This window comes from Blastococcus sp. SYSU DS0539 (genome assembly GCF_054050855.1).
Genome location: NZ_JBJHAF010000013.1, coordinates 97737 through 108224 on the forward strand (window position 1 = coordinate 97737; position 10488 = coordinate 108224).

Sequence of the window (10488 nt, forward strand, 5' to 3'; positions counted from 1 at the left end):
GCGCGGGAGGTAGATCCGGCACCGGGTGGGCACAGGAGGCGGGTGCGCATCGCGACCTTCAACCTCCTGCACGGCCGCTCCCTCGACGACGGCCGGGTCGACGTCGACCGGCTGGCCGCGGCGGTGAAGAGCCTGGACGTCGACGTCCTGGGCCTGCAGGAGGTGGACCGCGACCAGCCCCGGTCGCTGGGCGCGGACCTGACCGCCGTCGCGGCCGAGGCGATGGGCGCGGTGGACTCGCAGTTCGTCGCCGCCCTCGCCGGCACCCCGGGCGGCACCTGGATGGCCGCCACCGGCGAGGAGCAGCCGGGGTCGGCCAGCTACGGGATCTCGCTGCTGTCGCGCTACCCCGTCGTCTCCTGGCGGGTGGTGCGCCTGGCCCCGCTGCAGGTCAGCGTGCCGTTGTGGTCCCCGCAGTCGCGGCGTCCCTTCCTGGCCCGGGACGAGCCGCGGGTTGCGGTGGCCGCCGTCCTGGACGGCCCCTTCGGCCAGTTCACCGTCTGCAACACCCACCTGTCGTTCATCCCGCGCTGGAACGGCCACCAGCTGCGCACGCTGGTGCGTTCACTGCAGGGCACCCGGGAGCCGCTGGTGCTCATGGGCGACCTCAACATGCAGCAGCGCGCCGCCGCGCGGAACAGCGGGCTGACCCCGATCGCCTCGGCGGCCACCTTCCCGGCGCCCCGGCCGTCCCGGCAGCTGGACCACGTCCTGGTCCGCGGGGCCCTCCGCGCGAGCGGACCGGCCGAGGCCGTGCGGCTGCCGCTGTCCGACCACCGGGCGCTCGTCGTCCCCGTCGACGCGGGCTGATCCGCAGGGGCGGGTCGCGGAGCACCGCCGCCGGGTGGATCATGATCGGCATGACCGCCCGGATCCTGTCCCTCGTCGCCGGCATCGTGCGCGTGGTGTTCGCGGTGATCGCCGCGGTCATCGTGGTGCACGCGGTGTTCGTGCTCTTCGAGGCGAACCCGGCCAACGGGCTGGTGCAGTTCGCGGCCGGCTGGCGCGACTCGTTCGGCTGGTTCACCGAGGACCTGTTCACCCCGTCGGACCCGAAGGTCGCCGAGGCGATCAACGCCGCCCTGGCCGCGCTGATCTGGGTGGTCGTGGGCAGCCTGCTGTCGAAGCTGATCGTCCGGCTGGCCCCGTCGTCGTCGATGAACGCCTAGGCGAAGCGGCGCTCCGCCGCCCCCTGCAGACCCAGCTCCTCGACCGACACCTGCCGCATCTCGACCTTGCGGATCTTGCCGGTGACCGTCATCGGGAACTCGTCGACGACCTTCACGTACCGCGGCACCTTGTAGTGGGCCAGCTTCCCGGCGCAGAAGTCCCGCAGCGCCTCGGCGGTGAGCGGCTCGGCCCCCTCGCGCAGCCGCACCCAGGCCATCAGCTCCTCCCCGTAGCGCTCGTCGGGAACGCCGATCACCTGCGCGTCGACGACGTCGGGGTGGGTGTAGAGGAACTCCTCGATCTCCCGCGGGTACACGTTCTCCCCGCCGCGGATGACCATGTCCTTGATCCGGCCGACGATGTTGAGGTAGCCGGCCTCGTCCATGACGGCGAGGTCGCCGGTGTGCATCCAGCGGGCGCGGTCGATGACCTCGGCGGTCTTCTCCGGCTCGTTCCAGTAGCCGAGCATCACCGAGTAGCCGCGGGTGCAGAACTCCCCCGGCGTCCCGCGCGGCACGGTCAGCCCGGTCGCCGGGTCGACGACCTTCACCTCCAGGTGCGGGTGCACCCGGCCGACGGTGGCGGTGCGGCGCTCGAGGTCGTCGTCGGCGCCGGTCTGCGTGGAGACCGGTGAGGTCTCGGTCATGCCGTAGCAGATGGTCACCTCGGTCATGCCCATCTCGCTGACCACCCGCTTCATCACCTCGACCGGGCACGGGGAGCCGGCCATGATGCCGGTGCGCAGGCTGGTGAGGTCGTACCCGGCGAAGTCCGGCAGGCCCAGCTCGGCGATGAACATCGTCGGGACGCCGTACAGCGAGGTGCACCGCTCGTCCTGGACGGCCTGCAGGGTCAGCGCGGGGTCGAAGCCGGGCGCCGGGATCACCATCGTCGCGCCGTGCGAGGTGGCGCCGAGGTTGCCCATCCCCATGCCGAAGCAGTGGTAGTAGGGCACCGGGATGCAGACGCGGTCGGCCTCGGTGTAGCCGCAGCCCTCGCCCACGAAGAAGCCGTTGTTGAGCAGGTTGTGGTGGGTGAGCGTGGCGCCCTTCGGGAAGCCCGTCGTCCCCGAGGTGTACTGGATGTTGATCGGGTCGTCGGCCGACAGCTCGGCCGCCCGCTCGGCGAGGCGCCCGCGGTCCCCCGCCCGGCCGGTGTCCATCAGCCGCTCCCACTCCGGGGAGCCGAGGAACACCACCTCGCGCAGCTCGGGGCAGTCGCCGCGCACCTCGCCGACCATGGCGCGGTAGTCGCTGGTCTTGAACTCCGGTGCGCTCACCAGCACGGAGATGCCGGCCTGCTTGAGCACGTAGGCGAGCTCGTGCGTGCGGTAGGCCGGGTTGATGTTGACCAGGATCGCGCCGAGCTTGGCCGTCGCGTACTGGACGAAGACCCACTCAGCGCAGTTGGGCGCCCAGATGCCGACCCGGTCGCCCTTCCGCACGCCGAGGGCGTCCAGGCCGAGCGCGCAGGCGTCGACGTCGGCGACCAGCTGCGGATAGGTCCAGCGGCGACCGGAGGCGCACTCGACCAGCGCCTCGTGGTCACCCACCCGCGCCGCCGTCCGATCGAGGTTGGCCCCGATGGTGTCCCCGAGCAGGGGGGTGGTCGAGGTTCCGCTGCTGTAGGACGGCAGCGCGGGTGCGGTCATCGCTCGCTCACCGCCGACGCCGGCCCTCGGGCGTCTGCACGCCCGCCCGGTTGGGCTTGTCGGTCGGGTGCGCGTAGCGCAGCCGGTCGGCCGGGAGCGGGAACTCGTGGTCCTGCCCGAACGGCGAGAGCCCACCGGCGACCGAGGCCGAGAGCTCGGTCAGCGGCGGGCCGCCGTCCTCCGACTCGCCCCAGGTGGGCTCCACCAGGTGCGCGTGCTTCTCGTTGCGCTTGGCCATGACGCCTCCGTGTGCGGTACCGGGTGCACCGCGCGGTGCACCGTTCCCCCTCATCTTCGCCGATGCCGCCCGCCGGGCGCACGCCACCGCCCCGGGGAGGGCGGCCGATGTCGCGCTCAGCGGGACCGGGTGACCTCGCGGGCGCCGTAGACGGTGCCCGCGCCGTCGGCGGTGAGCACCCACCGCCCCCCGCCCACGGGCGCGGCCTGCACGATCCCGCCGTCGAGGGCCTGCACCGCCCGGGTGCGCCAGGCGGCGGTGCTCAGCAGCCGCAGCCGCACCGGCTCGCCGGCCAGCTCGTCGTACCCGGCGGGCTCGAAGGCCAGCAGCGCCGGGCCGGCGATCCGCAGCGTGCCGGTGCGCCAGGCGGTCGAGGCCAGCGCCCGCTCCCAGCGCCGGGTGCGCACCAGGGCGCCGGCCCCGGCGGCCACCGCGGCGAGCCCGCCGACCACCAGGACGACGACGCCGAGCCCCGCCCCGGGCAGGCGCTGACCGCTCTCCCCGGCCACCATCACCGCGGCGGCGGCGAGCAGGACCCCCAGGACGACGGCGATCCCGCCGCCCCCGAGCCAGCGCAGGGCCCCGGCCTGGTGGGCGGCGAGGGCCGTCCGGGTCTGCGGATCGTCACTCGCCGGGTGCATGCACCCATGCTGGCAGGAGCACCGGCGCGATCGGGGACGTAGCGTGGACCGGATGTCCACGGAAGCCCCTGCCACGCTCGCCGCCTGGCTGCGCACCCGCAGCGACGAGCAGGTGCGCGCGTTGCTGGTGGCCCGGCCCGACGTCGCGCGCCCCGCCCCCTCCGACGTCGTCGCCCTGGCCAGCCGCCTGGCGGTGCCGGTGTCGGTCGACCGCGCGCTCGACGAGCTGGACGCCGCGACGCTGCAGGTGCTCGACGTGGTGCTCCTCGCGCCCACCGACGGCATGGCGCCCGACGAGCTGATCGCCGCGCTGCCCGAGGTGCCCGACGACGTCCTCACCGGCGCCGTGGAGGCGCTCCGCACCCGGGCCCTGCTGTGGGGCGACGACGTGCTGCACGCCCCCGACCCCGTGCGGCGCGCCGTCCGGCACCCCGCGGGGCTGGGGCGCCGCGCCCTCGACCTGCGCGTCCAGCTGCCGGCCGACCTCCCCGCCGCGCTGGCCGAGCTCGCCCCCGAGGAGCGCGCCGTCCTGGAGAGGCTGGCCGGTGACCGGCCGGTGGGCCACCTCCCCGACGCACCCGCCAACGGCACGGCGACGCCGGCCCGACGGCTGCTGCAGCGGGGGCTGCTCGCCCGGATCGACGCGCTGAACGTCGAGCTCCCCCGGGAGATCGGCCTGCTGCTGCGCGGCGACGCCCCCTACGGCCCGCCGCGGCGGCGGCCCGAGCCCGCGGTGGTCACGCGCGAGCTGCGGGTGCTCGACCGCCAGGCCGCCGGCGCCGCGCTGGAGACCGTCGGCCGGATCGGCGAGCTGCTGGCGATGCTCGAGGAGGAGCCCGCCGGGCTGCTGCGCAGCGGCGGCGTCGGCGTGCGCGACCAGAAGCGCCTGGCGCGGGCGCTGCACGTGACCGAGCCGGAGGCCGCCTGGCTGCTGGAGCTGGCGTTCGCCGGTGGCCTGCTCGACGTGGGCGGGCCGCACCGCGACGAGTGGCTGCCCACCCGCGCCTACGACGTCTGGCGGGAGCAGGACCTCGCCGACCGCTGGGCCGTGCTGGCCGCCGGCTGGCTGGACGGCGTGCGGCTGCCGTCGCTGGTCGGGGTGCGCGACCTGGCCGGCAAGGCGGCCAACGCGCTCTCCCCCGACCTGGTGCGGCACACCGCGCCGGCGATCCGCCGCTCGGCGCTCACCGTGCTGGCCGAGCAGCCGCCGGGCTCGGGGCTGGCGCCGGACGACCTGACCGCGCTGCTGCGCTGGCGCACGCCACGCCGGGCCGACCGGCTGGCGCCGGTGCCCGACATGCTCGGCGAGGCCGCGCGGCTCGGCGTCCTGGTGTCCGGCGTCCTCTCCACCGCCGGCCGCGGGCTGCTCGGCGCGGGTGAGGACGGCGCGGCCGACGGCATGCGCGGGCTGATGCCCGAGCCGGTCGACCACGTGCTCGCCCAGCCCGACCTCTCGCTGATCGCGCCCGGTCCGCTGGTCGCGGAGCTGGCCGACACGCTCGCCGTCGTCGCCGACGTGGAGTCCTCGGGCGGGGCGACGGTGTTCCGGGTGTCGGAGTCCTCGGTCCGCCGGGCGCTGGACGCCGGCTGGTCGGCGTCGGACCTGCACGACTTCTTCGAGCACGCGTCGCGGACGCCGGTGCCCCAGGCCCTCGACTACCTGGTCGACGACGTCGCCCGCCAGCACGGCCGGCTGCGGGTGGGCGCGATCGAGTCCTACGTGCGCTCCGACGACCACGGGCTGCTCTCCCAGGTGCTCAACGACCGCCGGACCGCGGCCGCGGAGCTGCGCCGGCTGGCACCGGGCGTGCTGGTCAGCGGGCTCGGCGCCGACGAGGTGCTCACGGTGCTGCGCGAGGCGGGCTACGCCCCGGCCGGGGAGAACCCGGGCGGCGCCGTCCTCACCCGGCCGCCGGCCCGGCCCCGGGCCGCCGGTCGCCGGACCGGCAGCGAGTCGCACCCGGCGCCGCGGCCGCTCTCGGCCGACGACCTGGACGCGACGGTCCGAGAGATCCGCGCCGGTGACGCCGCGCTGGCCGCCCGCCGCGGCGAGGCGGTGCGCCAGGTGCCCGGCGTGACGACGGCGTCGACGCTCGAACTGCTCTCCCGGGCGCTCCGCGAGGGGGTGCCGGTGTGGCTCGGCTACGTCGACGCCCAGGGCAGCGGGAGCCAGCGGGTGGTGCAGCCGGTGTCGCTGGCCGGGGGTTTCCTCTCCGGCTACGACGAGCGGCGCGGGGAGAACCGGACCTTCGCCGTGCACCGGATCACCTCGGTCGCCCTGGTGGAACCCGACGACGCGGGCTGACCGGCCGGCCCGCTGAGGGACGGCGCACACCGCCGGCCCGGAAGGGGCTGTCGCCCTCCGGCGTTACCGTGAGCAGTCCGGCGCGATCCGTTCGCGTCGTCGTCCCGAACCCCGGAGGAGTCCCCGCGTTGAGCGACGGCCCGCTGATCGTCCAGTCGGACAAGACCCTGCTGCTCGAGGTCGACCACCCGCTGGCCCGTGACTGCCGGGCGGCGATCGCCCCGTTCGCGGAGCTGGAGCGCTCGCCGGAGCACGTGCACACCTACCGGGTGACGCCGCTCGCGCTGTGGAACGCCCGGGCCGCGGGGCACGACGCCGAGCAGGTCGTCGACGCCCTGGTGCGGTTCTCCCGCTACCCGGTGCCGCACGCGCTGCTGGTCGACGTCGCCGACACCATGGACCGGTTCGGGCGGCTGACGCTGGCCAACAACCCGGTGCACGGGCTCGTGCTCACGACCACCGACCGCGCCGTGCTGGAGGAGGTCATCCGCTCCAAGCGGGTCGCCCCGATGCTCGGCGCGCGGATCGACCCCGACAGCGTCGTCGTGCACCCGTCGGAGCGCGGGCGGCTCAAGCAGGCGCTGCTCAAGATCGGCTGGCCGGCCGAGGACCTCGCCGGCTACGTCGACGGCCAGGCGCACCCGATCGAGCTCGATCAGGCCGACTGGCACCTGCGCGACTACCAGCAGGAGGCCGTCGAGGGGTTCTGGGCCGGCGGCTCGGGCGTCGTCGTGCTGCCCTGCGGCGCGGGCAAGACGCTGGTCGGTGCCGCCGCGATGGCCGAGGCGAAGGCCACCACGCTGATCCTGGTGACCAACACCGTCGCCGGGCGGCAGTGGAAGCGCGAGCTGATCGCCCGCACCTCCCTGACCGAGGACGAGATCGGCGAGTACTCCGGAGAGCGCAAGGAGATCCGCCCGGTCACCATCGCGACCTACCAGGTGATCACCACCCGCCGAAAGGGCGAGTACCGGCACCTGGACCTGTTCGACGCACAGGACTGGGGCCTGATCGTCTACGACGAGGTGCACCTGCTGCCGGCGCCGATCTTCCGGCTGACCGCCGACCTGCAGTCCCGCCGCCGGCTCGGCCTCACCGCCACGCTGGTGCGCGAGGACGGGCGCGAGGACGACGTCTTCTCGCTCATCGGCCCGAAGCGGTACGACGCCCCGTGGCGCGACATCGAGGCGCAGGGCTACATCGCGCCGGCCGAGTGCATCGAGGTGCGGGTGTCGCTCGACGACGAGGAGCGGATGACCTACGCCGTCGCCGAGCCCGAGGAGCGGTACCGGATCGCGGCCACCGCGCAGTCGAAGCTGCCGGTGATCCGGCGGGTGCTGGAGCGCCACCCCGAGGAGCAGAAGCTGGTCATCGGCGCCTACCTCGACCAGCTCGAGGAGCTCGGCGCCGCGCTCGACGCCCCGGTCATCCAGGGATCGACGACGAACAAGGAGCGGGAGCGGCTGTTCCAGGCGTTCCGCATCGGCGAGATCAAGACGCTCGTCGTCTCGAAGGTCGCGAACTTCTCCATCGACCTGCCCGAGGCCGCGGTCGCGGTGCAGGTGTCCGGGACGTTCGGCTCGCGCCAGGAGGAGGCCCAGCGGCTGGGCCGGGTGCTGCGCCCGAAGGCCGACGGCCGGCAGGCCCACTTCTACACGGTGGTCAGCCGCGACACCCTCGACAGCGAGTACGCCGCGCACCGGCAGCGGTTCCTCGCCGAGCAGGGCTACGCGTACACGATCGTCGACGCCGCCGACCTGGCCGGCCCCGGCGAGGTCAACGGCCCCGACTGGGTGGACGAGCCGGCCGACTGATCACGGCGCCGCCGACCGGATCACGGCGCCGGCAACCGGTCGGCCGTTCCACCGGGACGATGCCCTCCGCTCGCGCCCGCGCGGCCGGGTCCACGGAGACGAAGACGTCGGCTGCAGCCGGGTGACGGCCAGGTACTCGGCGTCGGTCGTCGACTCCACGTCGTGCTCGCGGGCGATAGCCCGGGCGACCTGACGGCTGACGCGGTCGCCGAGCGAGCGGATCTCCACGCGGGTCATCGCGTCGTGCCGCGCCAGGGACTCGCGCTCGGTCAGTTCTCCCCGGCGAACGGCGGCGAACAGCAGGTCGAGCGCCTGCGAGCGCAGCACCTGCGGCGCGACCAGCTGGTGGCCGGGCGCGACGGCGACGCCCTCGGCCACCAGGTGCAGCAGCGTGGGTGCGTCGATCACGAAGCGCGTCATGCGGCCGCACCGCAGTGCCGTCGGCGCCCTAGTAGGGCGGCGGCGAGGTGCACGCCAGCAGGCCGCTCGGGGTGGTCACCGTGAGGGTGCCGTCGGGCGCCAGCTCGTGCTGCCACCCGGGTGCCTGGTGCTTGCCGCGGTGGTGCGACGTGCAGTAGCCGACCAGGTTGGTCGCGGCGGTGGGTCCGTCGGGGTACGGGCGGTCGTGGTCGAGCTCGCCGCCGCGCGGGACCGGCCGGCGGCAGCCGGGGAAGCGGCAGCGCCGGTCGCGGGCGCGGAGGTGGCGATCGAGCGCGGCGCTCGGCCGGTAGCCGTCGGTGGGTGGCGGTGGCCCGAGCCCGGGCCGGCCGCTCAGGTCGTGGTCGCAGTGGGCCGGGTCGCGGCGGCAGGCGGTGTCCTCGCAGACGGCCAGCCGGCGGAGCTCCGGCGCATCGGTGAGCGCCAGCAGGGCGCCGGTGAGCTCGTCGACCACGGCGATGCGCGGCCGGTCGGCGAGGCCGCCACCGCCGGTGCGGTGCAGCAGGTCGGCCAGGGCCGCGCGCTGCTCCCGGGCCGCAGCAGCCAGGGCAGCGATCGCATCGGGTGCCGCAGACGTCCGGCCTTCGGGGCCGGTCCGCCACGCCTCCTCGTCGTCGGCATCGTCGAGCCGCGCGGCCGTCACCGCGCTCTGCGCCCGCCCCACGGCGCGCTCCAGGTCGAGCAGCGCCAGACCTGCGACGTCGACGGCACGATCGGCCGCCGCCCACGTACCGGTGGCCGGTGGATCCTGCGCCGTGGTGCCGTCGTCGCGTGCGCATCCAGCGGCTGGGGGTTCGGCGGAGGGTGGGCCGAGCATGCCGAGATCGATGGCTGTGGGCATGCCCGCCCAGCGGGCTCCTTCGGCCCAGTGGCGTTCCATCTCCTCCTGTGGCGGGTCGGGTTGTCCGCCCCACTCCTGGAGGACGAGCGCCTCGGTGGCCGCCCACCAGTCGGCCAGCGCCTCGTCCTCGGTGGGGTACCGGGCCGGTGGTGCGGTGGCCGGCGTGGGGAACAGGGCCGGTGGTGCGGTGGCCGGCGTGGGGAACAGGGCCGGTGGCGCGGTGGCCGGCGTGGGGAACAGGGCCGGTGGCGCGGTGGCCGGCGTGGGGTCGGGGTCCGGTCCGGTGCCCGCGGGCGGATCGACCGGAGTGGCATCGGGGAGCAGGCCCAGGGCGCGGGCCAGCGCCCGCACGAGCTCGGCAGGGACTGCCTGGCCGCCGATCTCGCCCGGCTCGTCGCCGCCCAGCAGGGTGCACACCCCGGCGACCACGGTCAGCTGCGCGGTCACCGGCGGCAGTGCGTGCTCGCCAGGCCGCAGCACGAGGTCGAGCAGGCAGTCGGCCATCTTCTGGCCGCGGGTGCGCCGGTCGTCCGGCCCGCTGTCGAGCTCGTCGGCGTACCGGCCGAGCGCGTCGAGCAGCGCCTGGGCCTCCGGCACGGTGAGCAGCGCGCTCAGCACGGCCATCCCGTCGGTACCCTCCGGCCGGACCGATATCCCACGCCGGCGCAGCGCCCGGGCCAGCCGGCCTGCAGCGTCGCGCGCATCGCGCCGAAGGACCACGCGCCGCGCCTTGTCACCCAGTTGCGCCGGGGTGGTGGTGGCCCGCCGCGCGGCCCAGGCGAGCAGCTCGGCCTCCACCTCGGCGCGGACTTTCGGGTCCGCGATCGGCGCGACGGTGCCGAGCATCGGCCAGAGGTGCCCGTCGTGCAGCGCGCCCGACTCGAGGGCCGCCAGCGTCCCGGGCAGCCGGTGCACGAGCGTCAACGACCGGATGAGCAGCGCCTCGGCCGACTGCGAGGTGCGGGACAGGGCGACGGCCAGTTCCTGGGTGGCCCACTCGCTGACGTCGGCGAGCACCTCGGGCCGGGAGGCACGGCGATCGGCGCTCATGGCGCCCGGCTCGCCCGGCGGCCGGTCCCGGGACACCGGGCGGGCCGCGGCGAACTCGGCGACCGCCCGGGCGCGCAGCGCGGTCTGCCGGGCGATCTCCCGGTCGGCGGCCTGCACCGCGCCGAGCGGCCCGGTCGCCCAGCCGACAGCCGGCGCACCCGGCGGTGCGCTGGTCGTCGTCCCGGCGTCCTTCACGTGATCGATCGTATGTTCGACCACCGACACTTTCCGGGCGCCTGCTCGGGAGCGGACGCCCGCCAGACCACCTCCATGTGCACCTCGTCGCGCCGGTCGTCAGGGGTGAGCTGCCGGGCATCGGGACGGTGACCGGTCTCCGTCC

At 75.4% G+C, this 10488-nt stretch carries 9 protein-coding genes; 4 read left to right on the forward strand and 5 right to left on the reverse strand.

Annotated features, from left to right (window positions below):
* The first annotated feature begins 42 nt into the window (after positions 1 to 42).
* Both ACI790_RS16120 and ACI790_RS16125 read left to right on the forward strand, forming a co-directional pair.
* The gene (locus ACI790_RS16120; RefSeq protein WP_456570797.1) at positions 43 to 810 is read left to right on the forward strand and encodes an endonuclease/exonuclease/phosphatase family protein; all 768 of its coding nucleotides are present in this window, start codon (positions 43 to 45) and stop codon (positions 808 to 810) included.
* 50 nt (positions 811 to 860) lie between these two features.
* Positions 861 to 1169, forward strand: coding sequence for a hypothetical protein (locus ACI790_RS16125; RefSeq protein WP_456570798.1), 309 nt, complete (start codon positions 861 to 863; stop codon positions 1167 to 1169).
* Here ACI790_RS16125 and ACI790_RS16130 read toward each other — a convergent pair.
* The 3 genes from ACI790_RS16130 to ACI790_RS16140 form a co-directional block, all read right to left on the reverse strand.
* Positions 1166 to 2821 (reverse strand): AMP-binding protein, encoded by a 1656-nt coding sequence (locus ACI790_RS16130; RefSeq protein ID WP_456570799.1) that lies wholly within the window; start codon positions 2819 to 2821, stop codon positions 1166 to 1168. The two genes, ACI790_RS16125 and ACI790_RS16130, sit on opposite strands and share 4 nt — an antisense overlap.
* Before the next feature lie 7 nt (positions 2822 to 2828).
* A complete protein-coding gene (locus tag ACI790_RS16135; protein WP_456570800.1) occupies positions 2829 to 3059 on the reverse strand; it encodes a hypothetical protein in 231 nt (76 codons plus the stop codon).
* Between the two features lie 116 nt (positions 3060 to 3175).
* On the reverse strand, positions 3176 to 3700 hold the full coding sequence (locus ACI790_RS16140; RefSeq protein ID WP_456570801.1) for a hypothetical protein: 525 nt from the start codon (positions 3698 to 3700) through the stop codon (positions 3176 to 3178).
* 52 nt (positions 3701 to 3752) lie between these two features.
* Between ACI790_RS16140 and ACI790_RS16145 the strand changes: the two genes are divergently transcribed.
* The gene (locus tag ACI790_RS16145) at positions 3753 to 6005 is read left to right on the forward strand and encodes a helicase-associated domain-containing protein (protein ID WP_456570802.1); all 2253 of its coding nucleotides are present in this window, start codon (positions 3753 to 3755) and stop codon (positions 6003 to 6005) included.
* Positions 6006 to 6133: 128 nt separating this feature from the next.
* Positions 6134 to 7819 (forward strand): DNA repair helicase XPB, encoded by a 1686-nt coding sequence (locus tag ACI790_RS16150; protein ID WP_456570803.1) that lies wholly within the window; start codon positions 6134 to 6136, stop codon positions 7817 to 7819.
* Here ACI790_RS16150 and ACI790_RS16155 read toward each other — a convergent pair whose 3' ends face one another.
* Entirely contained in the window at positions 7820 to 8239 is a 420-nt protein-coding gene (locus ACI790_RS16155; RefSeq protein WP_456570804.1) for a hypothetical protein, read from the reverse strand. It abuts the gene before it with no gap.
* 28 nt (positions 8240 to 8267) lie between these two features.
* On the reverse strand, positions 8268 to 10343 hold the full coding sequence (locus tag ACI790_RS16160) for a DUF222 domain-containing protein (protein WP_456570805.1): 2076 nt from the start codon (positions 10341 to 10343) through the stop codon (positions 8268 to 8270).
* Positions 10344 to 10488: the final 145 nt, after the last annotated feature.